At 45.0% G+C, this 26,194-nt stretch carries 29 protein-coding genes and 2 pseudogenes; 19 read left to right on the top strand and 12 right to left on the bottom strand.

Annotated elements, in window-relative coordinates; translation table 11 throughout:
* Nucleotides 1–133: 133 nt before the first annotated feature.
* The 4 genes from BAZ21_RS12300 to BAZ21_RS12290 all read left to right on the top strand — a co-directional run bounded on the left by BAZ21_RS12300 (nt 134) and on the right by BAZ21_RS12290 (nt 2,277).
* Complete coding sequence (locus tag BAZ21_RS12300) at nt 134–1,168, top strand: tyrosine-type recombinase/integrase (protein ID WP_068500629.1); 1,035 nt, start codon at nt 134–136, stop codon at nt 1,166–1,168.
* 133 nt (nt 1,169–1,301) lie between these two features.
* Complete coding sequence (locus tag BAZ21_RS30225) at nt 1,302–1,376, top strand: putative holin-like toxin (RefSeq protein ID WP_220124463.1); 75 nt, start codon at nt 1,302–1,304, stop codon at nt 1,374–1,376.
* Between the two features lie 216 nt (nt 1,377–1,592).
* On the top strand, nt 1,593–1,781 hold the full coding sequence (locus BAZ21_RS12295) for a hypothetical protein (protein WP_068500626.1): 189 nt from the start codon (nt 1,593–1,595) through the stop codon (nt 1,779–1,781).
* 178 nt (nt 1,782–1,959) lie between these two features.
* Nucleotides 1,960–2,277, top strand: a complete 318-nt coding sequence (locus BAZ21_RS12290) for a DUF898 family protein (protein WP_068500958.1) — start codon at nt 1,960–1,962, stop codon at nt 2,275–2,277.
* A 296-nt stretch (nt 2,278–2,573) separates the two neighbouring features.
* On the opposite strand, the gene BAZ21_RS30220 is transcribed toward BAZ21_RS12290, so the two are convergent.
* The gene (locus BAZ21_RS30220) at nt 2,574–2,660 is read right to left on the bottom strand and encodes a putative holin-like toxin (protein WP_373441556.1); all 87 of its coding nucleotides are present in this window, start codon (nt 2,658–2,660) and stop codon (nt 2,574–2,576) included.
* 7 nt (nt 2,661–2,667) lie between these two features.
* Nucleotides 2,668–3,219 (bottom strand): hypothetical protein, encoded by a 552-nt coding sequence (locus BAZ21_RS12285; protein WP_068500622.1) that lies wholly within the window; start codon nt 3,217–3,219, stop codon nt 2,668–2,670.
* A 634-nt stretch (nt 3,220–3,853) separates the two neighbouring features.
* On the opposite strand from BAZ21_RS12285, the pseudogene BAZ21_RS29595 reads away from it, so the two are divergent.
* Nucleotides 3,854–3,952: pseudogene (locus tag BAZ21_RS29595) on the top strand (iron-sulfur cluster assembly accessory protein); the annotation flags it as partial.
* A 192-nt stretch (nt 3,953–4,144) separates the two neighbouring features.
* On the opposite strand, the gene BAZ21_RS12280 reads toward BAZ21_RS29595, so the two are convergent.
* Nucleotides 4,145–5,008 carry a lytic polysaccharide monooxygenase gene (locus BAZ21_RS12280; RefSeq protein WP_068500619.1) on the bottom strand — a complete coding sequence of 288 codons (864 nt, stop codon included), beginning with the start codon at nt 5,006–5,008 and terminating at the stop codon, nt 4,145–4,147.
* Nucleotides 5,009–5,667: 659 nt separating this feature from the next.
* Between BAZ21_RS12280 and BAZ21_RS12275 the strand changes: the two genes are divergently transcribed.
* Entirely contained in the window at nt 5,668–6,102 is a 435-nt protein-coding gene (locus tag BAZ21_RS12275) for an Rrf2 family transcriptional regulator (protein WP_068500616.1), read from the top strand.
* Nucleotides 6,103–6,160: 58 nt separating this feature from the next.
* On the opposite strand, the gene BAZ21_RS12270 is transcribed toward BAZ21_RS12275, so the two are convergent.
* Complete coding sequence (locus BAZ21_RS12270) at nt 6,161–6,523, bottom strand: hypothetical protein (protein WP_068500614.1); 363 nt, start codon at nt 6,521–6,523, stop codon at nt 6,161–6,163.
* Between the two features lie 282 nt (nt 6,524–6,805).
* Here BAZ21_RS12270 and BAZ21_RS29590 point away from each other — a divergent pair.
* Nucleotides 6,806–7,021 (top strand): annotated as a pseudogene (locus BAZ21_RS29590) (IS4 family transposase); the annotation flags it as partial.
* Nucleotides 7,022–7,064: 43 nt separating this feature from the next.
* On the opposite strand, the gene BAZ21_RS12265 reads toward BAZ21_RS29590, so the two are convergent.
* Nucleotides 7,065–7,301 (bottom strand): helix-turn-helix domain-containing protein, encoded by a 237-nt coding sequence (locus BAZ21_RS12265; RefSeq protein ID WP_068500610.1) that lies wholly within the window; start codon nt 7,299–7,301, stop codon nt 7,065–7,067.
* Nucleotides 7,302–7,511: 210 nt separating this feature from the next.
* Between BAZ21_RS12265 and BAZ21_RS12260 the strand changes: the two genes are divergently transcribed.
* Nucleotides 7,512–7,874, top strand: coding sequence for a hypothetical protein (locus tag BAZ21_RS12260; RefSeq protein WP_068500607.1), 363 nt, complete (start codon nt 7,512–7,514; stop codon nt 7,872–7,874).
* 579 nt (nt 7,875–8,453) lie between these two features.
* Here the strand turns inward: BAZ21_RS12260 and BAZ21_RS12255 are convergent.
* Nucleotides 8,454–9,443, bottom strand: a complete 990-nt coding sequence (locus BAZ21_RS12255; protein ID WP_068500604.1) for a LacI family DNA-binding transcriptional regulator — start codon at nt 9,441–9,443, stop codon at nt 8,454–8,456.
* Nucleotides 9,444–9,680: 237 nt separating this feature from the next.
* On the opposite strand from BAZ21_RS12255, the gene BAZ21_RS12250 reads away from it, so the two are divergent.
* The 5 genes from BAZ21_RS12250 (at nt 9,681) to BAZ21_RS12230 (ending at nt 14,547) form a co-directional block, all read left to right on the top strand.
* A complete protein-coding gene (locus tag BAZ21_RS12250) occupies nt 9,681–10,466 on the top strand; it encodes an inositol monophosphatase family protein (RefSeq protein WP_068500602.1) in 786 nt (261 codons plus the stop codon).
* A gap of 30 nt (nt 10,467–10,496) precedes the next feature.
* Entirely contained in the window at nt 10,497–11,366 is an 870-nt protein-coding gene (locus tag BAZ21_RS12245; RefSeq protein WP_068500600.1) for a glycerophosphodiester phosphodiesterase family protein, read from the top strand.
* 25 nt (nt 11,367–11,391) lie between these two features.
* Nucleotides 11,392–12,279, top strand: a complete 888-nt coding sequence (locus tag BAZ21_RS12240) for a carbohydrate ABC transporter permease (RefSeq protein ID WP_176718146.1) — start codon at nt 11,392–11,394, stop codon at nt 12,277–12,279.
* Nucleotides 12,276–13,097, top strand: a complete 822-nt coding sequence (locus BAZ21_RS12235; protein WP_068500595.1) for a carbohydrate ABC transporter permease — start codon at nt 12,276–12,278, stop codon at nt 13,095–13,097. Before BAZ21_RS12240 ends, BAZ21_RS12235 begins: the two co-directional genes overlap by 4 nt.
* A gap of 91 nt (nt 13,098–13,188) precedes the next feature.
* Complete coding sequence (locus BAZ21_RS12230) at nt 13,189–14,547, top strand: ABC transporter substrate-binding protein (RefSeq protein ID WP_444939611.1); 1,359 nt, start codon at nt 13,189–13,191, stop codon at nt 14,545–14,547.
* A 77-nt stretch (nt 14,548–14,624) separates the two neighbouring features.
* Here the strand turns inward: BAZ21_RS12230 and BAZ21_RS12225 are convergent, their stop codons facing one another.
* Nucleotides 14,625–15,503, bottom strand: coding sequence for a LysR family transcriptional regulator (locus tag BAZ21_RS12225; RefSeq protein WP_068500589.1), 879 nt, complete (start codon nt 15,501–15,503; stop codon nt 14,625–14,627).
* A 149-nt stretch (nt 15,504–15,652) separates the two neighbouring features.
* On the opposite strand from BAZ21_RS12225, the gene BAZ21_RS12220 reads away from it, so the two are divergent.
* The 3 genes from BAZ21_RS12220 (at nt 15,653) to BAZ21_RS12210 (ending at nt 17,639) form a co-directional block, all read left to right on the top strand.
* A complete protein-coding gene (locus BAZ21_RS12220; RefSeq protein WP_068500586.1) occupies nt 15,653–16,585 on the top strand; it encodes a DMT family transporter in 933 nt (310 codons plus the stop codon).
* A gap of 129 nt (nt 16,586–16,714) precedes the next feature.
* A complete protein-coding gene (locus BAZ21_RS12215; RefSeq protein WP_068500584.1) occupies nt 16,715–17,005 on the top strand; it encodes a hypothetical protein in 291 nt (96 codons plus the stop codon).
* 313 nt (nt 17,006–17,318) lie between these two features.
* Nucleotides 17,319–17,639, top strand: coding sequence for a hypothetical protein (locus BAZ21_RS12210; RefSeq protein ID WP_007431945.1), 321 nt, complete (start codon nt 17,319–17,321; stop codon nt 17,637–17,639).
* A gap of 112 nt (nt 17,640–17,751) precedes the next feature.
* On the opposite strand, the gene BAZ21_RS12205 is transcribed toward BAZ21_RS12210, so the two are convergent.
* From BAZ21_RS12205 to BAZ21_RS12195, 3 genes are all read right to left on the bottom strand, one after another.
* Nucleotides 17,752–18,606 (bottom strand): 1,4-dihydroxy-6-naphthoate synthase, encoded by an 855-nt coding sequence (locus BAZ21_RS12205; RefSeq protein WP_068500582.1) that lies wholly within the window; start codon nt 18,604–18,606, stop codon nt 17,752–17,754.
* Nucleotides 18,607–19,266: a futalosine hydrolase gene (locus BAZ21_RS12200; RefSeq protein WP_068500579.1), complete on the bottom strand. Its 660-nt coding sequence runs from the start codon at nt 19,264–19,266 to the stop codon at nt 18,607–18,609.
* Nucleotides 19,267–19,507: 241 nt separating this feature from the next.
* Nucleotides 19,508–19,753, bottom strand: coding sequence for a hypothetical protein (locus tag BAZ21_RS12195; protein ID WP_007431922.1), 246 nt, complete (start codon nt 19,751–19,753; stop codon nt 19,508–19,510).
* Between the two features lie 265 nt (nt 19,754–20,018).
* Between BAZ21_RS12195 and ppk1 the strand changes: the two genes are divergently transcribed.
* Nucleotides 20,019–22,127, top strand: coding sequence for a polyphosphate kinase 1 (gene ppk1 / locus BAZ21_RS12190; protein WP_068500576.1), 2,109 nt, complete (start codon nt 20,019–20,021; stop codon nt 22,125–22,127).
* On the opposite strand, the gene BAZ21_RS12185 is transcribed toward ppk1, so the two are convergent.
* The gene (locus BAZ21_RS12185; protein ID WP_068500573.1) at nt 22,087–23,622 is read right to left on the bottom strand and encodes a Ppx/GppA phosphatase family protein; all 1,536 of its coding nucleotides are present in this window, start codon (nt 23,620–23,622) and stop codon (nt 22,087–22,089) included. The two genes, ppk1 and BAZ21_RS12185, sit on opposite strands and share 41 nt — an antisense overlap.
* 220 nt (nt 23,623–23,842) lie before the next feature.
* Here BAZ21_RS12185 and BAZ21_RS12180 point away from each other — a divergent pair, with 220 nt between their 5' ends.
* Together BAZ21_RS12180 and BAZ21_RS12175 are read left to right on the top strand one after the other, a co-directional pair.
* Complete coding sequence (locus tag BAZ21_RS12180) at nt 23,843–24,499, top strand: YheC/YheD family protein (RefSeq protein WP_068500570.1); 657 nt, start codon at nt 23,843–23,845, stop codon at nt 24,497–24,499.
* 250 nt (nt 24,500–24,749) lie between these two features.
* Nucleotides 24,750–24,893 (top strand): sporulation histidine kinase inhibitor Sda, encoded by a 144-nt coding sequence (locus BAZ21_RS12175; protein WP_084011609.1) that lies wholly within the window; start codon nt 24,750–24,752, stop codon nt 24,891–24,893.
* Between the two features lie 161 nt (nt 24,894–25,054).
* On the opposite strand, the gene BAZ21_RS12170 is transcribed toward BAZ21_RS12175, so the two are convergent.
* On the bottom strand, nt 25,055–26,059 hold the full coding sequence (locus BAZ21_RS12170) for an NAD(P)/FAD-dependent oxidoreductase (RefSeq protein WP_068500567.1): 1,005 nt from the start codon (nt 26,057–26,059) through the stop codon (nt 25,055–25,057).
* Nucleotides 26,060–26,194: the final 135 nt, after the last annotated feature.

Below are 26,194 nucleotides of genomic sequence, written 5' to 3'. Positions count from 1 at the left end.
AGCGGGAATTTGAGCGTTAACAATCCCGCATGATGAACGTTAACAACCCCAAAACATGCGATTTAGGGTTGTGGATTACGGCCTCTACAGCGGTATAGTCACGTACTATACTTATGTGGAGGTCTTCTTTATTATGGCGTTAAAGAAACGTGAAAGACGGGTCCCGGCTGGCGGAAGGTTAGCGCGGGAATATCCGCAATTATCATTAGAGCAGGCGATCGACTTCGTTATAAGTGCGAAGAAGTCGGAGGGTTTACGCGAACGCCCGCTCAAGGACTACGCGAAGCACTACGGGTATTTTGTCGATTGGCTACGTGAGAAATATCCAGATATTCAATACGTCGAGGATATCACGACGGAAATAATTCGGGATCATGTTGCGTACATGAAATTCGATAAGGTGCGTTACTCCGGTCATAAGTTCATTCCTACGGAGAATCAACCCGTCGGACTGTCTGATACAACGGTCAACATTCGTCTTCGTACGTTAAAGGCGATATTTAATCAGATGGAACGCGATGAACTCATCGAAATTAATCCGGTCGCTAAAGTACGATTGTTGCGTCAGGACGTTGACCTCACGAATTGTCTGACTGACGACGAAGTAAAGGCGATACTTGCGCAGCCTAATCAGCGCGATTTCGTTGGATACCGGGATTACGTGGCGATCGCGCTATTACTTGACTCCGGCTGTCGCGTATCTGAAATGCTTAGTCTACGGATATCAGACATAGACTTTCAGACGCGATTTATTACGTTAAGCGGTGAAGTGAACAAAAACCGTAAGCCTCGGATGGTCCCTATATCCGCGCATGTGGCAAAATTGTTATTACAGTTAATCGAGGAAAACCGCCAGTACTTCACGACGGACCGGATATTCATGTTTTGCTTCGGTGACCCCGTAACAGCGAGTCACTTTAATAAACGGCTAAAATATTACGGAGAAAAGGCGGGCGTAGCCGGCAAGAAGATGACTGCGCACGTGTACCGACATACCTGGGCTCGCGCAATGATACTTAACGGGGCTGACCCGTTCACCGTGCAGAAAATGGGCGGATGGTCAGACATACGGACAATGCGGCGGTATATTCAGATGGATACGAGTGATATCCGGCGGAGTCACGACGAGTATTCGCCTACCTCCCGTTTTATTAAGAAGCGAGTCTAATAATGGCGCTCATCTCTTCGGAGGTGGGCGTTTTTGTATGAGAGTACAAATTAGTAGGCAGTGAGAGGGGAGGTGTTGTATAATTAGGCAAGCAAGGCATAGCAAAAGGCGGCTACCCAGGAGGTGACCGCTTATGACCGTATATGAATCATTGTCTTTAATGATAATGTTTGCTGCTCTCGTCATTGTAATAAGACGCGAAAAATAGCCCGCTTCCGACCAAAGATAACGGCTATTTTTCGTGAAAAAAGGTTGGATTAAATAGGGCCGCGCTATGTCTTGCGATAATAGCGGCCTTTTTCTTTTTGTAATACGTTACATTTTTAGTTTACACAATTTCATCCCAATTGTCATTATCATTATCTAATCAATTAGTTAGTAAGATAGTAAAAAAGATTATTTAGCTAATATAAAAAGTTAACTAATGAAGAACCGCCTAACTAATCCGTTATTTATCGCAGCGGTCGTCGGCCTTGCATACCAAATTCTCGAAAAGTACATAGTTGCGCCCGACTTCGGCATGTGGCAAATCGGCGTTGATACCGTTTCGTACGCGCTGATCGGAACCGGCGTGTATTCGACGTTTAAGAAGACGGAAGATACGACGAAGTAAGACGAGGACAAGCGGACCCATTTGCGCGATATTGCGTAGTGGGTCGCTATTTTTCGTTTATAGGAAAAATATACTAGATTACAGACAGCTTCCATAGTAAAATATGTCTATATTAGTTGAGAGGGTGTATTTTGTGGGGGAATTAAGTAGTTATGGGTTTGAGGACCAAGGGCAGTGGGTGCCTGATCAGTCGCGGCAGTCAGCTTCGGTGTTCGATGGCGGACTGGCACAGTACATCGGATGGGTGATCCTAGGGTGGATAGTTACTACGTTTACCCTTGGCATCTGTTATCCGTGGGCGCATACGATGCTATACCGTTGGAAGATAGAACACACTGTGATTAACGGAAGAAGACTAAAGTTCGACGGGACTGCTACGCAACTTTTTGGTAATTGGATTAAATGGCTCTTATTGTGCATCGTCACGTTTGGTATCTACTCCTTCTGGCTCAATATCAAGTTGGAGCAATGGAGAGTTAAGCATACAAGTTTTTAACCCAAAAAGCCCGTGTCCTCAACGCAGAGGATTACGGGCTTTTCTTGATTTTAGAAGCTGATAATTTTGTGTCGCGACAGAGCCGCCCGTCTTACGGATCGTTGGGATAACATTTGATGCGCGGGCTTCAGGAAACAAAAAGAATCGCAGCCTATAGGGTTAAGGTTCTTATTTTGTCCGCGCACAAACGTAAAAACGCAACCTCGGAGGGCTGCGCCTGGTCTTGCGGGAAATTACGCTAAACGGTTATTATTGAAACTGTAAGTATTGCGCGGTAGCAGCTCATGGCGGGGAGGCTATCGCTTTTTCTGTGCCAGTGTAAGTACACCAATTATGACAAGTCCAAACTGTAGCATGATTGCAAGCGATTCATATACATTCATATTGTTATCACCTCCTTTGTAAACTAACCTTCCGTGAATCTAGAGCCCATACATGTCTTATACTTTTGAAAGCACTTTTGCTTTTTTCCATGAGGTCAAGCGCTATGCCAAGAGTTGTAATTGCCTCAATTACTTCAGGAGGGTATTCATTCATATAAAGAGCTTGTGTTTCACCTAATTTAGAATGGATACTTGAAGAATCAATCCTAACCGTTATTTCTGCTACCATGCCTGAAAGGTTTATTAATGATCCTATTGCTCTATCTTGTAGCGACTCATCCCATGCTTCGTCATAAGCGTCTTGTTCATCTGAATTATTGACTAAAGGATGCAGCTCTACATTTTTGGCTGACTTTTTAATCTTCAAAACTTCCCCCGGTCGTTGCTTTTCTAGGTCCCAAAGTGCGTTCTTGAGTGTATGGTCAGTGATTTCATAACCAGATTCGGATAAAAACGTCTCAACTTCTCTCCAGAGGTCCGACTGCTTTATTCCCATATCGTAATCTTGCAAAATAGATACAGCAGTATCTCTAATGTACTCAGGCGTGGGCTTTTTCAAAAATAGCACCTCCATAATCTATTTATTCTTGCTAGTATTCTAGTTATTTATTCTTTAGATAATAACTAATAGCATTATATCTAAATGAATTACTTGGGTCAAGCATGTAGAACTACAATGTTTTCCGGCTAGTATGCCTTAACGAATCTTTCGATAAATCCACGCAAAAAAGAGCCGCATATTAGCGGCTCACCTTGGTACTTTTTTTATCTTCCGGTATGTATTCAATCAAATCACCAGGCAGGACGCCGAGATTCGCGCATAGTAACTCAAGTCGAAAATAACGCTTATTTACGCTATCAAAAGCGATTGAATAAGCGTCTTTTTGCGTGGAGATAGCGAGAGCCGTACCCCCAAGCGCCCCTGCGTGCGGCCCGGAATCTGGTGTACGAAATTTCGGCGTATCAAAATTAAATTCGGAAAATAATAGAGCGCTTGTCTCTCCGGAGGCAGGCGCTTTTTCTTCGTTTATAGGCGTTGCGTTCCGCCAACCATTGGGGTAGAATACGATTAACGTGATTATACGCTGTAGAGGCGTGTGATTAACAAGTAGCCATACGAATTAACAATCCCGTCCAACGCACAAAAACGTTGATCTGACGCGGTTTTGGCCGAACGTTAGCCTAACGCCAGATTCACGATTCATAATCCGAATGCCGTAGCTACATGTGGCTGTGGTTCAAGCTTCCGTACGCGTGATGATGCTGGGAAGCCAAGCGAAGAGCCTTGTTAATATATGAGTAAAAGTAACAATCCAATCCTTTTGAAACTATGTGTGATACCCAACATAGTTTCAAAAGGATTTTATTTTGTAAAATTTGCAGACCATATATGATGGTGAGGGTCTCATTTCACAAAAAGTTACTTATTGGATTGCTAGTAATCTTGATAACCGCCTCTTCGTTTTTGAAAAATACTTTCGCCGTTATGCGCTGCCCAATTCCGCGCTGCCTTCCTCATCGGGCGGCACGTCGCCGATCAGCTTCCACGGACCCCACTGTCCTGTCGTTCCCGGTTCCTGTCCACGGGTCCACCACAGAGCTTGCCACAATTGCCCGTTGTGCAGAACGATTTCACCTTCGGTATAGACCCTGATGGTATTCCAGACGAGGTACTTTCCGAAACGGTTAGGATCTCCAGGGAAACCCTTGTCGGGCGTGGTCGGTGCCGACGGATTGATGCTGAGTTCAACATCCATCGCTTGGTAGAAGGCATTCTCCGTATCCGCGATATCCCAAACGCCAACGATAACGTGATATCCTTCCCGGTCATTCGGAATAAAGCAATCGTTATAAGTGTCGATTGGCGGAATCGCACCGTCATCTATATAACGGCAGAATAACTCAAGATCCTCTCGTTTTAACGGGGAATTGGGATCCCAGTCTTTTTTCGTAATAAAATAATCCCATGTATTCGTGCTGTGATTGGCTGTAAGCTTCCAATGAAACGTATGCTCCCCGCCTACCATATCTACCTTGGTCCAGCGATCCGCCGTTTGCTCGTCGAGTTCTAAAAATTTCGCGCCGCTGGCGATCTTGCCGTCAGGAACGCCGAACTCAGGGAAATCCCCCCGCCCTTCCACACTAAAAGGCTCCCATCTCACTTGCCCGCAATTGGTGTTTTGGCTCGTGGAACATAGATGAGCGCGGCTGTCCGTCAAATACCCATGAGCGGAAGCGCTTTCCGCAAAAACAAGCGAACCCGCCAGCATCAGAAACAGGGCTCCTGTCGAGAAAATAAACCATTTCATAGATAACTTACGATGATTCACAAAAGTCTGGATTGTCATGTTTCTACTCCTCCTTGCATTTTTTAATAGGACTTCCAGGGGTCTTCTAACTCTAGTTTTGATAACGCTTTCAGTAGTTTGAGACGTCATCATCAAGCGGCTTTATGGATTCCTCCTTCCAAAGAATTATTATGAATCCATTCCAAAGAGGCCTGTCCATTCTTAGATGAGAATAAATAAGAAGCAACGGCTTCCCGGAAATTGATCCCAAGTAATAGAGAAACCAAGAAAAATGTATTTATTTTCTATACAATACATTGAGATTATGTAACTGTCAATAATTTCAATGGCATATATCAACAAATTTTGTATATATCTGAGAATATATGTCGAAATTCAAAACATTTTTAGCGTCGATTCTTTCAAAAATACGTTGCCTCACTAAGTAGACATCAGGCATCCGTTATAGCGAGAAAATATTAAAAAACAACACCGTTTTTACTTAAGAGAGTTTATGGTTTAGCGTTTTGCCCTTAAAAACTCAAACTTCGCAGCTAGAAATAGACAGGTAAGCCTTGAGATAACTGGGCAAATCGGCAATCCATTGTTGGAGTCGACTTTTGATCAGTTTTGAAAGCTTCTTGTTTACCTACTGAAAAGTTTGTCGATTGACCTGTTCTTTAATTGGAACTATACTGTGTAGCAAAGAGGGTGAGTAGATGAAAAAAATTAGCAGTCGTTTTTCGATGGCAGTCCATATTCTCTCGATGATCACGCTGGACCCGCTATATAGTACAGGCGATCGAATAGCACGAAGCATCAATAGTAACCCTGTTGTAATTAGACGGATCATGGCCCAACTCAAAAAAGCAGGGTATATTGAAACAAAATCTGGAGTTGCGGGGGCCTCCCTTCGAGTATCTCCCGAAAGATTAACCCTACTGGATATCTATCGGGCGGTCGAATCCGTGGAAGGAAACCAGCTTTTCAATTTTCATAAGGACCCTGATCCCAATTGCTCTGTAGGAATGAACATTGAATCGGTTCTTGTACCACAACTCTCTCATGCGCAGATGGCAATGGAGAATGAACTGGCTTTCGTTACCCTGGCTCAAATTGTTGAGCAATTACGGGCAAAAGCGAATGTAAAATAAAGCTGCTCCCTACGTGCCGTGGAGCAGCTTTATTTTACATTTTTTAAATTTACGCCAGTCAAACAGTAGCCTGTGCAGGCTCTACATATTCAATAAAACTGCCATCGGGATGTTGTACAAAAATGCTTGGACCAATAGGACCATGCTGATCCCTTACTATAAGGGTATTTTGCTGTTTTAATCCGTCCTTCAATTCGTTCATGGAATCAACGTACACTACGGCACGGAGTGATCTAGCAGGCTCCAAGGCCTCCGGACTTCCAGATACGATAACGTAAGGATATACTGTGGCTAAAGACAAGCCAGCTTCGGGAATATCCCATCTTCGATCCATAGGTCGGTTAGCAAGAGATTCATAATAAGCAACGGTTGTATCCAGTTGATTGGTAAAAACGGGGATAAAATGATTTGTGATTTTCATATTAACCTCCCAAATTTTAATTTAACCTATAACCACAATGGTTATATCTAGTATAGTTATATAAAAATATCTTGATCTTGTCAAACTTTTTTGGTGAAGATTCTTCAAGAAAACATGGGATTTTGATGTGTATGAACTCAAACTTCGCAGCGCGAAATTGTTTCTTTAATCCCTTGATAAATAAGCTGTAACAGGATAATTATCTATCTCTTGCAAAAATAGGAAAACACTGCTTCGTTTGGTATAGTGATTGTGTCCAGCAATACACTACCATACAGAAGAGTATTTTCTCGATATATTCTGCTCGCGTGGCAACATCGGCAAAGTACCGATCAGCGTACTCTTGGCGGTTTGTTTTATTTGTTGTGTGATGAATTCGGCACCTTGGACTGGGTTGTAGCCTTGCAGCAACTCGTTAATTTGATCAATGAAGTAGCAACAAAGGCAAACAAGAAGCTTACAAAACTGATCAAAAGTCAACTCCAACAAGTAGAGTAAATCAATATTAAGTTGAAAAGAAAGAGCGCTATCCCTAAACGGATTAGCGCTCTTTCTCTTTATCTAATGGTTGTTCTTTTATAAATTCAACAACCTCTTCAATTCTACAGTCCAATTCCTCACAAATCCGTGCAATGACACTCATGGCTACAAATTCCCCATTAGACATTTTCGCCAAAGTGGATGGTGATATTCCTAATTGAGTACGAAGGTAAGTTCGTGTTTTATCTCGTTTAATTAGAGTGATTTCCATTGGTTTATAACTTGGTTTCAATCCCATAAGCAATCCCCCTTTATTTATTATATGTACTTAAATCTTAGAGAAATCAAACCTAAATTACAATAATGCGTACATTTTATTCGATAAGTGTTGAAAATTATAATACGAAAGTGTATTATATGTATAAGAAGTTGTACATTAAATACATATAAACATAAAGGAAGTCCTTTATTTTAAAAAAATTCTTGAATACAGAAGGAGAGGGATTATATGACCGAATCGGTTGAATTGAAAAGAGCTACCATGGTATATGGACCTGATGATGATCCTTATATGTATGAATTATTTGAGGGGGTCCTGTTTGATCGTAGCTATTTCTTTTATCTGGAAAATGGGATGTTGTGTCTGCGACATGTACGAAAGATAGACCAACTGGATCATCCACATCTTTATGTGGATGGAGACAGTGGCGGCCTTCAACTAGCGAAGAATGTGCAACGTGAGATTGTCGAAGTCGTTACAGAGTTGATTGAGCGTTTGCGCAGTAAGGATGGGTTGACATTTTTACTAGACGAACTGCTATGGTTGCACGGTCGAACCCATATCGAGCTTAACCTTGTAAACACAAAGTGACACCACACATCTAGTAGTTCTTCTCGCTATTCCTACTCTATATTCCAATTTTCCTAATTATGCTATAATGATTTGGACAAATTAACCGGTGGGGAAGATGCGGCGAAGCTAGCCCGAGAGGGGGTGACGCCGTGTCATTTGATCTAATCGTGAAGATTCTTGACGTTGTGCTAAAGTTGGTCAGTATAACTACTGGCCTAAAGACTTTGGTCCAAGCCTGGAAACAATCACGTAAAGACAAGAAAAACCACCGGGAATAGGTTAGGCGCCTAGCTATCCGGTGATTTTTCGTACCTAGTATGAAACTCTCGCCGTGGTCGCCCACCGGCCTTTGTCAGAAAGTCGCGATGTGCAACCATCGCGGCTATTCTTATTTTACCCACATGCCATAGGCTATATGACACGTATTACGTGGTACAGCTTTATTTATAGTATAGCATAGCGCTATTTTTTTTTCTACAAATGGCGTTAGTCTTATGGCACGGCGTTACCAACGCCTAACAACGGTGTGGTTTCCTTGACGGTCAGACCGTGGGGAAATGTGGACAAAAAGAGTGAAGAAACAGTTATTGTAAATTTTCAGGATCGGGGAGTACAGCTTTCTCCTATTCTTAATTGAGTCGGAAGAAGTACCTTTTTGGAAATACTGCGTACACCATCTATTTTTTCAATTAAGGTTTGTACTGCGGTGATGCCCATAAACTCGGTTCTGATTTGCACGGTTGTGAGCGCAGGGGTTGTATACTGCGTCATTTGGTGACCGTCAAAACTGACGATGCTAAAGGCATCCGGTATCGTGATATTGTGCTCTTTTAAGTATTCCAGAGCCCCTAAGGCCAAAGGGTCATTAGCTATAAAAAAAGCAGAAGGCAGCGGTTCCGTCTCAAAAGCTTTTTTCATTAATGCATAGCCATTTTTCAGGCTGTTCTCTCCTACAAAAGTTCGAGGTGTTTTTTGGAAATGCTTTTGCATATAGCGAAGAAAAATTTGCTCCCGCTGCTCGTCCAAATCAACGTCCTCGTTCTCATCCCCGCCAATATAACCAATTTCCGTATGTCCAAGACTGACAAGGTAATCCAGAGCAGAATGTATAGCACGTCTCGCGTCAAACCAGACACTATCGTATTTGTTGTCATCCGGGCATCTGCCAATAATTAAAAGATGCTCGGTATCCAGCATAGAGGTCATCTCTTTGATTTCTTCGTTTGAATAATTCCCCTGAATGATAGCCCCTTGTAAATTTTCAAATTTCACATTGGAATTGTTGAACAGGTTGACCATGTCAATCCCGTGCTGGGAACAATACTTATCGATCCCGCTCCTGATGGAGAAGTGGAAGTCATTTTCGATGTGGTTGTGAAAAATAATAGGTTTATACATAAGGGCCAAGCGATAATATTTTTGGTTGTACCTTTCGACAATGGTCTTATATTCAAGTTGTTTGGCGGCCTCAAGCACTTTGTCACGGGTTTTGCCCGAGACGCTAAAAGTCGGGTCCTGATTGAGGATTCGTGAGACTGTAGTAGCAGATACCTCCGCCAAACGAGCAATATCTTTAATCGTGGCCAATAGAAGTTCCTCCTGAATAAATTACTAAAATAATCACTAATATTATAATTGATTGTACTTCGTTTTACTGAAATTTGACAATCTAAAAAACAAATTTTTTTGAATTAACATGAATTTTAATATAGATTGCATTATTTATTACATTCTATCAGTAATATGATTATCAGATATTGAGTGAAATATTTACTTTATTCAGTTTTTATATTACTCAATATACATGAAAGAGGGAGAGGGAATATGGACACAGACCGGCAGATATATGAGCAGGCTTTGGGATGGGTAAGAGAGGCCGGCAGCCTCATTTTGAAAAGAATGGAGCAAACGATTCATATCCAGGTTAAAAAAAATCATGCAGATTTGGTTACCGTAGTTGATCGTGAAGTGGAGGCTTTTTTCGTAAACAACATACAGCAATATTATGCGGATCATAATATTTTGGGCGAAGAAAACATCGGCAATCGTCTCTCAGATAGTCCGTATTTATGGATTATTGATCCGATTGACGGAACAACTAATTTTATTAACCGAAAAAAGGATTTTGCCATTTCAGTCGCTTTGTGCAATGGGGATCAAGGGATATTTGGCATTGTTTATGATGTGATGGCAGACCATTTTTATTGTGCCTTTCACGGAGAAGGGGCATTTTTAAACGAGAATAAACTTGGGCCGCTCAAAAGCAGCTCAATCGAAACAGAATTGCTCGTGGTTAATGCACCTCGGCAAAATCTGCTGGAGATGAGCCGCTGGGAGCCGCTCCATATCCTTACTGGCAAAGCGAGGGGCGTCAGAAGCTACGGTGCGACAACCATAGAGTTGTGCGACGTTATGACCGGAATGCTGGGAGGGTATGTCCAGGCTGAGGTGAATGCATGGGATTATGCCGCCTGCCGAATCATCTTGGAAGAGATCGGTGGTAAATTTACGGATTTGCAAGGCAATGAAATCAATAGAGTTTATAAGGGAGGACTGGTTGCCGCCGGGAGTCCGCTGCATGAGGAAATCATTCGAGCTCTTAATAAATAAGGAGTACCGAGAAGAGGAGACTATACCTGAATGAGTCATATGAATACACAGAAGCCATCTTTTAAAGAGATAGTAGAAAATTTCAGTAATCCGAACGGAAGTCACATGATTGTTTCTCATCGCGGGCACTGGAGGAGAGCGCCGGAAAATTCACTGAATTCCATCCGATTCTCATATGAATCCGGCATTGATGTTGTTGAGGTGGATGTTCAGAAAACAAGGGACGGCGTGTTGGTGCTTATGCACGATGAGAGGATTGACCGGATGACGAACGGATCGGGCCGCATAGATGAGCTTACTTTCCGGCAAATTCGTGAGTTTCGCTTAAAGGAAGGACAAGGCGGAGAGGGAGTGGCCTTGACGGATGAGGTGGTTCCTACATTAAGAGAGGCGATGTTGCTGGCCAAGGACAAGGTTATGATTAATTTGGATAAATGTTGGAGCTTGCGAGAAGAGGTTTATGCTCTGTTACAAGAAACAGGCACACTTCAAGAAGGATTATTCAAAAGCACTGCAGATGCAGATGAGGTGGAGCGATTTTTAGAAGGCAAGGCAGTACGGCCTCAATATATGCAAATTATCGAGGAGAGTAACCGGCATATTATTGCAGAATTGCCCCGTTGGACGGAGGACATTAAGCCGGACGCCTTTGAGCTAATATTCGAACATGACAACAGCCATATCATTTCGGAGGAGACCCTGCAATTGCTAAGAGGGAAAGCCCGAATTTGGATCAATACGATGTGGGGCCATTTGTGTGGAGGACATGATGATCAGCTTGCCTTATCCGGGTCTGTGCTGGGCTGGGATTGGAATTTTTCCAAGGGAGCCAATATGATTCAGACAGATTACCCGGATGAATTGTTTGAACATCTTCATCAAAAATATGAACCGGTTTAAAAAAGTTTACAGGTGGGGTGAGCGGTTGAGTAAGTATCGCCATAAAATGGTTGAATCGATGATCGGGTTCGGGTTCATTCTGCCCTCCTTGTTGGGATTTAGCATTTTCTTGTTTTACCCGTTTTTGAAATCCATTTATTTAAGTTTATTTAGTACCAATGCCATCGGCCGCATTTCTTCGTTCGTCGAATTCCAAAATTATATTACGGTCTTTAAATCGGAACATTTTTACCAAAGCTTGTTGAACTCATGTGAATTTGCTTTATTGACGATCCCGGCAGTCATTGTGATTTCTTTGTTGTTAGCTGTATTAACCAAAGGACAAAACGTACTGAATGTTGTGTTCCAGTTCATATTTGCGATTTCGATTGCTATGCCTGTCGGAATGGCATCCGTGATCTGGAAAATCCTGTTTCACCCTACTGCGGGCATGCTCAATTATTGGCTTGGTCTGATTCACATCCGTCCCATCGGTTGGCTGACAGACCCGACATATGCCATGTTGTCCGTATCTATGATGACCGTGTGGATGAATATGGGTTTTGTTTATCTCGTTATCTTGAGCGGGGTTAAAGGTATACCGGAAGACTTATATGAGAGTGCCAAGATGGATGGTGCGGGAGCCTGGAGTACTTTCTTTAAAATAACATTACCTTTATTGTCGCCAACCTTGTTTTTCGTTAGTGTGGTGTCACTCATTAGTTCACTGCAAGCTTTTGGGCAAATCAACATACTGACGCAGGGCGGGCCAGTAAACGCCACAAATGTGCTTGTTTATGATTTATATCAGGAAGCGTTCAAAAACTACCATTTTGGCTCCGGCAGTGCCCAGGCCATGATTCTGTTCGTCATTATTCTCGTGTTTACACTTATTCAGTTTCGGCTTGGCGCAAGGAGAGTTCATTATTCATGAAAAGCAGAATGCACAATTATTTTAGGGTAGCGGTTCTTCTCTTACTGGCGCTAATGATGATTTATCCCATTTATTATGCTCTGGCAGCTTCCTTAATGACTGCTGGAGAGATAGATTCATTTCCGCCCAAGCTTGTACCATCGAGTCTGTATCTGGATAACTATAAAACGGTTTTTTCATTGGTGCCTGTTGCCCAATTTCTAATGAACAGTTTTGTCGTTTCCATTGCGATTACAATCGGGCATCTATTGACAGCCAGCTTTGCAGCCTATGCCTTTGTGTTTGTGCGTTTTCCGGGTAAAACGGTTATTTTCATTCTGTTTCTGGCGACAATGATGATTCCCTGGGAAGTAACCATGATTCCTAATTTTATGATGATCCGCAGTTGGGGATGGATTGACTCCTATCAAGGCCTGATTATACCGTTTTTGGCAACAGGCTTCGGTACATTTTTGCTGCGTCAGTTTTTTTTACAGCTGCCTAACGAAATTCTGGAAGCTGCCAAAATCGATGGTTACGGGCATGTTCGAATCTTTCTGAATATTGTCCTGCCCCTTTCCCGTCCTGCGCTGGCAACGCTGGGTGTGTACAGTTTTATCGGGGCATGGAACAGCTATCTTTGGCCGTTACTGATAACGAATGAACCAAAGATGAGAACCGTCCAAATCGGGGTGACCATGCTTCAATCCGAGGATTTCACATCATGGAATTTAGTGCTGGCAGGTGTCGTTCTGATGATTTTACCGCCTTTAATTATGCTCATTGTTGGCTTGAAACAGCTTGTCGGCAACATGACACTGGGTTCTCTGAAGGGTTAGCCACACAGCAGGAGGCAGCAAAATCTCCGATATTATCGGTTTATGATAAATCGTTCACCCTCAAGCAATCAAAAGGAGAGAAGCGGATATGATAAAAAATATGAAGTGGAAGTCACTGACTACGATCATTAGTTTAGTGATGATGTTGATCGTACAGGGTTGTGGCGTGGAGGGTTCCGGTAATGACCAAAAAGCTTCTGGCAGCAGTGAAGGGAATACGAAGCCAATTACCATTACGTGGTGGCATTCCATGGGTGGGGATAATGGGAAGGCGATCGATCAAATTGTCAGTGATTTTAATGCTTCCCAATCCAGGATTATGGTCAAAGCTACATTTCAGGGGAATTATGATGAATCGCTTAATAAGTTGAAAGCTTCCCTCGGTTCCGACACAGGTCCTGCCCTGGTTCAAGTCAATGACGTCGGAACCCGGTTTATGATTGATTCAGGTGCAGCCGTACCGGTGCAGTCTTATATTGATAAGGAGAAATATGATATTTCGAAAATGGAACCCAATATTTTAAACTATTACAAAATAGATCATAAGCTCTATTCTATGCCGTTTAACTCCTCAACGGCGATCCTTTACTACAATAAAGATCTGTTTAAGGCCGCAGGACTGGACCCGGAAAAGCCGCCAACTACCTTCGATGAATTAACAAAAGCAGCGCAAAAGCTGTCTGCTAAAGGAATCACGGGCTTGTCATTGTATATTGAACCTTGGTTCATGGAGCAATTTTTTGCCGTGCAAGGAGCGGACTACGTTGATCATGACAATGGTCGTACTTCCCCGGCAACCCAATCTCTTGCCAATGCAGAAGCAGGAGTTAAAACATTAACCTGGTGGAAAACATTGGTTGATGGTAAGCTGGCTCACAATTATGGAAGAACTGCGGATGATGCAAAAATGGTCTTTACATCAGGTCAAGCCGCCATGCTGCTTAACTCGACAGGCGCTTTACGCGGTATTGTGAATACGGTAGGCGGCAAGTTTGAGGTGGGTACAGGCCATTTGCCGAAAGCTGAGCCTTCACAGGCAGGAGGAACGATTGTGGGGGGAGCGAGCAACTGGATTTTGGGCAATAAGTCACAAGAGGAGCAGGATGCTGCTTGGGAGTTTATTAAGTATTTATCATCTCCTAAAGTGCAAGCTTACTGGAGCGTCAATTCAGGGTATTTCCCGATTACGACAGCAGCTTATGAGGAGCAAAGTGTTGAGGACAATTTGAAGAAATATCCTCAATTCAAGACGGCCATTAACCAAATTCATGAAACGCAATCGAACTTTGCCAATCAAGGGGCAGTCATGGGCGTTTTCCAGGAACAGCGTCAATTTATGTCTAATGCCATCGAAGAAGTGCTTAATGGTGTGAAAACGCCTCAGGATGCTTTGGATGAAGCCGCCGCCAGTAGTACAGGGGCAATTCAACAATATAATCAGACCAAATAATAGATACCTATTTGAAAGTGTTGGCTCCTGTGATTGTGCAAGGAGCCAGCACCTTTTTGCATATTGAAAGATACCTCCTAAGTTTCTACATCCACAAACAACTCCTGCGCGGTGCGGATAAATAACTGTACAGCGAGAGAAGCATTAGTAAGAGAAGGCACAGCGATACCAATCTCGCGTGTAATCAGCGGTGTGGTTTCCTTGACGGTCAGATCATGGGGGAATGTGGACAAGGAGAGTGAAGAAACAATCCCCATGCCCAGCCCTTGCCGGACCATGCTGACCAAGGTACTGACATTGTGAGTGATGAATTGTGCCTTCAGCTGGCTCTGTTCACGTTCAAAGCCTTCCATAATGGCAACTTCATGTCCACCCTTACAAAAGATCATATCCTGCTGATTCAAGTCTCGAATGGCGATTTTGTCGCGCGTTTGCATGGGATGACCGTCCGGCAGGAGGATGACCATATTATCCTGGCATAAGGGGATGACATCCACTTGTGGATCAGGCAGCAGGATGATACCCGCTTCGATTTCCCGGGTATGCACCCATTCCTTGACCTCATTCGTAGAGCCTTCGTGCAGATCAAAAACCAGGTTCGGATAATGCTGGCGAATATGATGGATGATGGGAGGCAGAAAATAGGCTGAGGCTGAGGGAAAGGCACCAATGGTGATCGTGCCAACGTCCAGCCCTTTTTCAGCAGCCACCTGCTGCTGTACCTTTTCCATGCTTTGCAGCATCACACGAAATTGCAACAGTATCCTGTGCCCGATATTGGTTAGGAGTACGCCTTTTTTGCGATCACGCAGCAATAGCTGGACATCCAGTTCATTTTCGATACTGGCGATCGCATGGCTGACAGCGGGCTGCGTCATATGCAACTCATGAGCAGTTTGGGTAAAGCTTAGCGTTTCAGCTACGCGAACGAAGATCATGATCTGGGTAATAGTCATAAGTGAAAAGTTATCTCCCTTATCGAAAACATTCATTTTATTTATTGGTGCTCACAGTATACGCTAGTAAAGTGAAGCTTTGCAAACGGGCTTGATATCTATAACCGTAAGCAAAGAACGATGAAAATGCCAGAGGAGAGAAGACATCTATGAAAAAATTAACGCCAAAAGCTACGCTGTGGCTTGTATTGATATTAGTAATGGTGTGGGGGATCAACTGGCCGTTGACCAAGCTGGCTTTGCCAGATACACCGCCGCTATTCTTTTCGGGAATGCGCACCTTGCTGGGCGGTTTGATTTTGCTATTATTCGCTTTGCGTCACCAGGAAACCTTGCGTTTTAGACAGAATGCATGGACGTACCTCGTTCTGGCGATATTTAATATTGCAGGCTACTATGGTTTGCAGACGATAGGGTTGCGTTATTTGCCTGCCGGGTTATTTTCTACTTTAGTATTTCTCCAGCCCATCTTATTGGGATTGTTCTCCTGGTTGTGGTTGGGTGAGCGTATGTTTCCAATGAAGGTCATCGGACTGGTGCTTGGATTTGGCGGGGTGATCGTGATTAGCTCTGGCGGCATGGCAGGTCATTTGTCCGTATTGGGGATCGTGTTGGGGCTGGCCTCGGGACTGTGCTGGGCGCTGGGAACCATTTACATGAAGAAAAAAAGCAAGCAGCTGGACTCCATCTGGGCGGTGACGATGCAGCTCATTCTGGGGGGCATCATGCTTAATAGCGTTGGATTTGCGACAGAGAAATGGAGCGATATCCACTGGACAACTTCTTTTATTGCAATCTTATCGTTTATTTCGATCTTCGTGATTGCAATGGGCTGGATGATTTATTTTAAACTGATCGATAATGGAGATGCAGGAACCGTCGGCTCATACACGTTTTTGATACCGGTGCTGTCTACGATCTTTAGTATGATGATGCTCAAGGAATCGCTTACCCTGACTTTTGTCGCGGGCTTGGTGTTGATTGCAGGCAGCGTGTACCTGGTAAATACGGCTTCGCCGAGAAAACAAGGTAGCCGAAAAACTCCCAAGGCTGATGAAACGCAATCCTGTACCCAGGCATAGAGATACGGAATCAGGAATAATATGCTAGTTTATCAAATAAAATATGACTATTCTTTTTGCGCAAGGTTTTGTAGAAGGTCTGAGGAAAGGTTATAATGAGCATTATTAGGTCAGGGAGGTAGCAGAGCATTGAGCGTTATTATTTCACAGCAGATCGTAGCAACGGGAGTGAAGGAATACACAAAGGTGATGAAAACATTCGATTCCCGGTTTACTCCTTTGGTTGGACAGAAAATCAGAGATACGGCATTTGGAGATATGCAATATTATGACGTCGAGGACGTATTTATTGATCTGGCGGAAAATGAATATTGGGTCATTTTACCTGCCGTTTTATTGCATACCGATGATATTGAGGATATACGAGATGCTGTGCGTGAGTATCGTTCACACGGTTGGGAATGTACGAAACCTCTGTGAGGCATACTACATAAGCTCTCTATACGGAAACGTCTTTCTTTTGCAAGATAGGCGTTTTCTTGTATATTTTTGTGTGATTCCCTATTATTATTTGGAATGAAATGTAATGATTTATGCTGAAAATGCGCAAAATGTATCATTTTTTATCATAAAACGACAAGTTGGGAAATGAAAACGGACTTAATGTGTTATACTTAGTATATCAAAGGACAAGAGTCTGGAACGATCGGTAAGGCCCTTTCTTTGAAGAGCCGCTTCACGGTTCAACGTTTATCCAAAATAAATGGTCAAAAGGAAAAGGGGAAGTGCTAACGTGAGAGTGAATTTGAAGTTTACGAACAAAGGGCAAGTTGCTGTTGAGAATTTCAACAATGAGGAGCTTATCGAAATCTTTTCCCGCTACATTAAAACGTTAAGCAAGAAGTATGATATCTCGGTTACGGTACCGGAAGAGCTAAACGAGCAGATTTTGGCAGAGGGCACTGTGAAGGTTGTGTTGGATAAGATTAATTGTGACATGGACGCTTTTTTCAAGGAACTGAGTCGGGATATCAAGGTGCCGCTGGTGAAAAGATTGGGTACCAAGCTGGATAATGTATTTAAGACTGAGGTCGTGGAGCAAGAACAGAACTAAGGATAGGATTCATACGAGTCTAAAATGAAAATTCGCATTAGCAAGAAATGATAAAACCTCCCGAACTGGGCGCATGGATAGGCATGTGCTCGTTCGGGAGGTTTTATAGGTTTTAGCGGATTGTGGAGGCAAGGCGCAGCTTGGCCAAATCAAACGAAGGCACTAGCCCTTCCTGTGCGGCACGTCCGAGCAAGGCTTCGATGGCAGCATAACCGCTGTCGCCCAGATTGGCGGTAAAATCGTTCACGTACAGGTCGATATGCGACTGGGCGACATCCGGTGATAGCTCCTGTGCATGAGACAATACATATTCGCGGGAAGCTTCAGGATGCTTCCACGCGTACTCGACAGAGGCGCGTATCCAGTCTGTGATCGCATCCAGATCCAGATTGCGACGGGCAATAATCGCTCCGAGCGGGATCGGGAGTCCTGTATCTTCTTCCCACCAGTTGCCCAGATCGACCTGCTTGCTGAGTCCGTAGGATGGATATGTAAAGCGTGCTTCATGAATAACCAGTCCGGCATCTATATGCCCGTCCCGGACAGCAGGCATGATTTGGTCAAACGGCATGACGACGATTTCGCCTACACCCCCCGGCACATGCTTGGCTGCCCACAGGCGGAACAGCAGGTAGGCGGTTGAACGTTCACTGGGTACGGCTACACGCTTGCCAGACAAGGCTTCCGGGCCTTCCGCCGTAGAGCCTTCTTTGGTCAGCACGAGCGGCCCACAACCCCGGCCCAGTGCGCCACCACAAGGCAGCAGAGCATATTCATCCAGCACCCAAGGGAGTGCGGCATACGAGATTTTCATAATATCCAGTCCGTCTGGTGTGATCGCCAGATTATTGGTGATGTCGATATCGGCAAAGGTAATATCCAGCGCGGGTGCGCCCGGAATCAATCCATGCGCCAGGGCATGAAAGACAAAGGTGTCATTGGGACAAGGTGAAAAAGCAATTTGCATCTATATAACCTCCGTTAATGTAGAAAATGCGGCTTCCAACGCTTGCAAAGCCTCTTTGATTCGCCAGGCTGCACGATCACGTGGACCGACGGCATTGGAAATCGTGCGGATTTCCATCACAGGCAGCCCCAGCTTGCTCGCTGCCACAGCTACGCCGTAGCCCTCCATCGCTTCGGCAGCAGCTCCGGGAACACGTCTAGCCAGCAGCTCCGCGGTTGACGACGTGCCTGTGGCCGTTGTCACGGTCAGGATCGGTCCGGCGACAGCTGTCTGTCCGGCGGCGCGCAATGCCTGAACGATCCGCTGGCTGGCAGCAGTGTTCACGGCGATTCGGCTGGAGCCGAAGCCGAGCTCGTCCACGCTGCTGAAGCCGTCTGCCGTCTCGGCCCCCAGGTCGGCGGCGATGATCGCGTCAGCTACGACGACGCTCTCCAGCGCAGCGGCATGGGTGAAGCCGCCGCCAATCCCGGCGCTGATGACCAGGCGGAAGCCGCCAGCAGCCAGCGCCAGCGCGGTTGAAGCCGCTGCAGATGGAGCGCCCACACCTGCCAGCTCAACCGCAAAGCGAGTATCGCCTTTCAGGCCGCGCAACACGGCCTCCCGTTCGCCTTCAACCGCGGTCATGACCAGGATGCGTCCATCTGATGTTATATGCTCCATCGGTTGATTCCCCTTTAAATGTAGGTAATATGCTCCCTTATCATACTGCTTTTTGAAACGATGTTCAAAAAAAGTCGACAAAAAAAGCGCTCTATGGCGCTTTTTAAGTGAAACTTCCAGCTTTGGCAGATATGAAAGCCAGCAGCACAGCTGGTTAAATGATTGGCCTGCGGATATGCATTATCTTTAAGATAAAAACAATTCTAATCTGGAAGAACCGCTTAGGCATAGCATATAATAATTATATCGGTTGATCCTTCGTGATCAACTGAAACATGGTAATGTTGCGGTCATAATGGCTTGGGGTCCCATCCTGATTGCGCACTCGAATCATCTCGCTGCTGAACAACTCGATATATCCACAGCCGATCTCACAGTATACGCCCGTTGGGTCTTCTTGCCAGACCGAAACGAGGTGTTGAGACAGCGCTGCGGTGAAAAATTCGATGTTTTTTTGCAGTACGCGTGGCGTTTTCTTGGGTTCCATAACGAAAATCCTCCCTATAGGATGCCATTTAAAAATCAGCAATTGAGTGTGGTTGAAAAAATACGCTTTATCATTCTACTCTATGAAACAGACGTAAACACTGTACCCCTTAATACTATTTTTGTAAAGCATCCGATTGACCTTTTCAACATCTTGCTGCGTTTACACACATTTTACATTGCGTTTACACAGCTGTGATGCTAGTGCGTTTCATCTAATAGTACAATAAAAGGATAACTATACTGCATGAATTGATGGAGGCCATATGTTGATAGAGAGTCAGAAAAAGGATAAAGCCGGGTCAGAACGTTATTTTAATCGGGATTTAAGCTGGATTGAATTTAACCGCCGTGTGCTTCAGGAAGCTCAGGATGCAGATACACCGTTGCTGGAAAGAGCCAAATTTTTGGCGATTGTGTCTAGTAATTTGGATGAGTTTATGGCCGTCCGGGTAGCAGAAACGAGAGAGAAGATCAAGGCTGGTTTTATGCAAAAGGATTTTACCGGGTATACCCCCTCCGGTTTGTACAAACGCCTGATGAAGCGCACCGTCTCGATGGTATCCGAACAATATCGGACCTATCGCGATATTTCTCGCCTCTTGACGAAAAAAGGACTCTTATTGCTTGAATATGGAGATTTAAATACGACACAGCGCAAGTCGCTGGATGCTTATTTTCATGACATTATATTTCCGGTGCTAACGCCGATGGCGGTTGATCAAAGCCGTCCTTTTCCATTGGTTCACAATAAATACGTATATCTGGCAGTTGTCTTGAAACGTCCTGGGGATACCGAGGAGGATAAACCGCTTTTTGCCATTGTGCAGGTGCCTTCCAATATTCCGCGTGTTGTTACAGTTCCGCTGCGTTCGAACAGTAAGAAGAAATCATTTATTTTAATTGAAGAGCTTATTAAGCATCATATACAAACGCTTTTCACGGGATATGTTCCGAAGGCGGTTCATGCCTTTCGTGTTACGCGTAATTCCGATTTGTCCATTAATGAAGAAGAAATTGAAGATTTGCTCGAAGAGATTGAAAAAGAGCTGCGTCGCAGAAGACGCGGTGCGCCAGTAAGACTGGAAGTGGAAAAAGGGATTCATCCCTTTGCTCTCACGGAGCTTCAACGTGAATTCAAGCTGTTCGATCATATGTTCGAGATGGACGGGCCGCTTGATTTGACGTTTTTATCGTCTTTTGCCGATCACTTGGAGGGGCATTCGCATCTGAAGTTTCCACCCATCAAACCGTTGTATCCGGAAGAGCTGCCTCCGCAAGAGGATATTTTCAACGTACTTCGCAAACGGGACGTGCTGGTATATCATCCGTATGAATCATTCGATGCGGTGACGGATTTTATTATTGAAGCGTCAGAGGACCCCGATGTGATGGCCATCAAAATGACTCTGTACCGGGTCAACGGGGAATCCAGGCTGATTCCGGCACTGGCACGTGCGGCCGAATCAGGCAAGCAGGTCACGGTGGTGGTGGAACTGAAAGCCCGTTTTGATGAGGAGCGTAATATTGCCTGGGCGCGTACGCTTGAGAAAGCAGGCTGTCATGTGGTGTACGGACTGGTCGGTTTGAAGACGCACGCCAAAATCATTCTCGTGGTACGTCACGAGCGTAACGTGCTCAAACGATACGTGCATGTGGGAACTGGCAATTACAATGAAAGCACGGCTCGCGTATATACGGATATCGGGTTATTCACGTCAGACCCGGTGCTGGGCGAGGATGCCTCTGATCTGTTCAATGAAATTACGGGCTTCTCGGCGCTCAAGACCCTGCAGGCTTTCACGGTAGCTCCGACGGGAATGAAAAATAAGCTGTTCGAGCTGATCCGCAGGGAAGCGGAGCAAGCACTTGCAGGCAAGCCGGCCCGTATCATTGCCAAAATCAATTCTTTATCCAATCAGGAAATGATCGATGAACTATATGCGGCTTCACAAGCAGGTGTGAAGATTGATTTAATCATTCGAGGGGTCTGCTGTTTGCGTCCCGGGGTGGAGGGCTTTAGCGAGAACATTCGGGTTATCAGTATTGTTGACCGTTTCCTGGAGCATTCCAGGCTGTTCTACTTTGAAAATGCAGGCAATTCGGAGCTTTTCCTGTCCAGCGCGGATTGGATGACTCGCAATTTGACTCGCCGAATTGAGCTAATGTGCCCGATTTATGATGACCGAATCAAAGAAATGCTGGCGGATATTTTACATTTATCCTTGACCGATAATGTGAAGGCACGGCAGCTTTTGCCTAATGGCAGCTATCAATTTGTGGCAAGAAACGACGAAGAGGCTCCCATCAGGAGCCAATCCGAAGCGATGAAGGTTAAAAACTGGAAGAAGGAAGAATGGACCACGACAACGTAAGATTCCAGGCCTTTTGAAAATCTTTAGCGACAGCCACCAGCTCCCGTTGTTCCAGAATCGGTTCACTTTTACTTTCCAGACGAATATGCAGTGCATCGTCTCCTGTCGTGGGATGGATGCTGGTAATGATGCCGGATTCGCTCCGATCCATACCGATTGCGAGCTGGAGCAGGGAACCGAGCCGATGCACGCGTTCTTCATCCGAAGGCTCCAAAATGTCGCTATGTGTATGTAACAGACGGGGCGTCCGATTTTTGGGATGGTAATCAGCGATCAGCGCGGCCAGTACCGTTTCCCGGTGAGATAAACCGCCTATGCCTGCATGCAGTATCCAGAATACGGAATGCTGGCGGAAATGGTAATAATTCAAGGCAGCTCCCGTCTTGTAAAGAGTAGCCGCGGTCAGCAGCAAGCGCTTGTCTATCGCTGCGGATGCTGTGTCGGTCAATGTGTCATAAAGCAGCACGGCGTACTCATGAACACGTCGGACGTGTGCTTCGCTAACCGGGACACCGAACGACAAGATATTGCGTATGGAGGTGATGAGCGGATTAGCTACCACAGGTTGGTCGGTATTGACCAGCTCATGAAACAGACCGTCCCGCAGGCCCGCTCCACTGATCAAATACGCGATGCCTTGAGCAGCCTCGAATATCGTTTTTAATATAATGAGTCCAGGTACAATGATGTCGGCTCTGTCTTTGGACAGGCCGGCTGTTTTTTTTCGTTTTTCATAAGGGAGATGGGGCAGAGTTTCATAAAAATAATTGACGTCTGCTGCCGTCATTTCGTAATGGTGTGTGACAGGCAGCGAGTAATCCTGCTGTTTTTGATTGATTTTAGCCAAGGTGCGCAGGGTGCCGCCCAGACCAATGAATGGCAGGCCTGGATTGGAAAATATCCAATCATGGTTTTGCAGTGAAGAACGGACAAAGCTCTCCATTTCCTCGATCTGCTGGGGAGACCATTCCCCATTCTTGACTTCCCGTCCAAAACGCCAATTCATATTGACCGCACCAAAGGGAAACGAAACGGTATGCAGCCGCTTCCGCTCACGGAACAATGTAATTTCGGTACTTCCGCCCCCGATGTCAATAATAATGCCGTCGTTTATATTCATCGTATTGACCACCCCCAGAAAACCGGCATAGCCCTCCTGCTCCCCGCTCAGTATTTCAAGCGTTAAGCCTGTTTCCTCCGCAATCCATTGAACAATTTCGTCCGAATTGACCGCATTGCGGATCGCGGCTGTCGCGGCTGCACGCATACGAACAACCTCGTGCATACGGCATACCGTCATGAATTGGCGCAGTAGTGGAGCGATGCTTCGAATCGCTTCCCGTTCCATACGACCGTTGGCCCCAACCTTTTCACTTAGTCGGGCAGCCTCTTTGCATTCCTGGACAATCCGGTAGGCTCCTGTCTCTGTCATTTCATAGATCACCAGACGTATGGAGTTGGAGCCAATGTCCATGATGCCAATTTTGCTGTTCATGCGTTAACCTCCTTGTCGAAAAAAACAATTTGCAGGTAAAATCCGCTGCTCCGGGCAAATAGTAGTCAGATTATTGTCATTGTACCAGTGATGTCCGGTGCATGCTACCGTCTGCAGTGATCTTGTCGAAATGATATGCGTCTGGAGACAATCATCCAAGAATAGCGCATCCCTGTTGAGTATGTATAAGTATAGCTGACGGCGAAAGGAGAGAGGATTGATGAGACAACTTGCAAGCAAGTGGTTAAAGACGAAGGCGCTGCTCCGCCATCCATATACCGCCGTTTATGTGCCGGAAACGTGTTTGTATAGCGAGGAAGAACTACGCATGATGCTGCGGCGGCATGCTTTTGTATTCATAAAGCCCGTGAAGGGAGGCGGAGGAAACGGAGTCATGCGTGTAGCAAAGGAGCGTAGGGAATACACCTGCACACGTATGGAGCAGACGTATCGGTTCAGACATTTTAGAGCGCTTACGGCTGAAATCAGCAGCCTCCGGCTCCAGCGTCCGTATCTCATTCAGCAAGGCATTCCATTGGCAAGCATTCAAGGCAGACCTGTCGATTATCGGGTCAAAGTGGTAAAAGCAGGACAAAAGTGGGTTTTTCGCGCAGTGGTCGCACGTCAGGCCCGTCCCGGATTGGTCATTACGAATTTGTGCAAAGGCGGAAAGTTATTAAGGGGAACAACCGCGCTTCGGACGATATATCCCCGGCAGTTAGCTAGACGAAAACGACGGGAAATCGTGAATCTCACCCTGCGGTGTATTCCGATACTGGAAAGAAGGTTTCCGGGGATCGGGCAATTGGGCTTTGATTATGGACTTGATCCCAATGGACGGGTATGGATTTTGGAGGTAAACACAAGGCCCCAATAAGATGTTTTAACAAGACGTCAAATATAATAAATTTGTACAAACTATGAAAATATTTTTTTGCATTTAGGCGTCAAAATTCTGTGTATAAGTATTGTCCACATTATCCACTGTTACATATATGGGTTAACGACACTTACCAACAATTTATACACAGGATTTCCACAATTGACTGTGGATAACAGAACGCTTGTTCCGTTTTTAGTATTTTGATAGAATAGATTTTGAAATAAAAGGAAAGGTTGTGTCGAGGATGGCTATGCTGACGGATGAAATGCTTTTGGATTCCTATCAGATGGCAATCGAGCTTAAACTTGAATGTGACTTCATTGCACTGTTGCTGGCTGAAATTCACAAAAGAAATCTAGAGATGAATAAAGCCGTAGTCCTTCATTAGACCGGACCAAGCTCTCGTACTGCGACTGTAAGGCCATTCAGGGTTCGGATGACTTTACAGACAATCACTGCAACGAATAGGCACACCGTGAAAAAGGGTATTTCACTCCAACGATTCAAATTTGGAGTAAAATACCCTTTTTTGTCATAGTCTAAAATAAACTACAATTTCATATTACTGCTGTGACCCGGTGACAGCTTGGCGTCCGGATCTACATAGACCTTGGCGTTGTTGACTGCCGTAGGTGCTTCACCAAAGCCGACAGCAATCAGCTTGAGCTTGCCTGGGTAAGTCGTGATATCCCCTGCGGCGAAAATGCCGGGAATATTGGTTTCCTGGCGGGAATCGACCACGATAGAGTTATTTTCGATCTCAATTCCCCATTCAGCAATCGGGCCAAGTGTGGAGACAAATCCAAAGTTAACGATGACATCGTCTACTTCGATTTCCTGAGTCTCTTTGGTTTTTACATGTGCGAGCGTGACCTTGGTAATGGTATCTTCCCCATGCAGCTCTGTAATTTCTGTTGGTGTAATGACATTTACCTTGGAAGCGAGGAGGTTTTCTACACTGTGTTCATGCGCACGGAATTTATCACGGCGGTGAATCAATGTAACTTGTTCTGCAATCGGTTCCAGCATAAGTGCCCAGTCGACTGCAGAGTCGCCGCCACCGCTGATTAGCACTTTTCGGCCTGCAAATTTGTTCAGATCGCTGACAAAGTAATGCAGGTTCGTTTTTTCAAAATGATCTGCACGCGGCAGTTCCAGTCTGCGTGGCTCAAAAGCACCCACACCAGCGGTAATGATAACCGCTTTACCATGATACTCGCCGCCTTTGTCTGTTTTAATGATAAAGTGGCGTTCGTCCTTTTTCTCTAACGATACGACTTTCTCCTCCAGCTGTACCTCTGGATTGAAGTGATTCATCTGCTGAACCAGATTGTTGACCAGTTCCTGTGCGGTCACTTTAGGAAAGCCAGCGACGTCATAAATATATTTTTCAGGATACAGGGCTGCAAGCTGGCCGCCCAGTTGGGGCATACTTTCAATTAAGGTGACGGATGCCTGACGCATTCCCCCGTAGAAAGCGGCGAATATACCGGCTGGACCACCGCCAATAATGATCAGGTCGCGGAGTTCCGTACCTGTGGATTGTACTGTCACTCTAAAAACACCTCCGAAAGGGATTATGGTATGAATTATGGATATTGAATCAGCCGTATAGAGGTTTAAATAGCCATCGGATGCATGATTCACTGCTTCTTATTATAAACTGCCGGATTCCACTTGCAAAGGTAA

The organism is Paenibacillus kribbensis (genome assembly GCF_001705305.1).
GTDB classification, from domain to species: Bacteria; Bacillota; Bacilli; order Paenibacillales; family Paenibacillaceae; genus Paenibacillus; species Paenibacillus kribbensis_B.
This window is presented reverse-complemented; position numbering and strand designations above follow the sequence as displayed.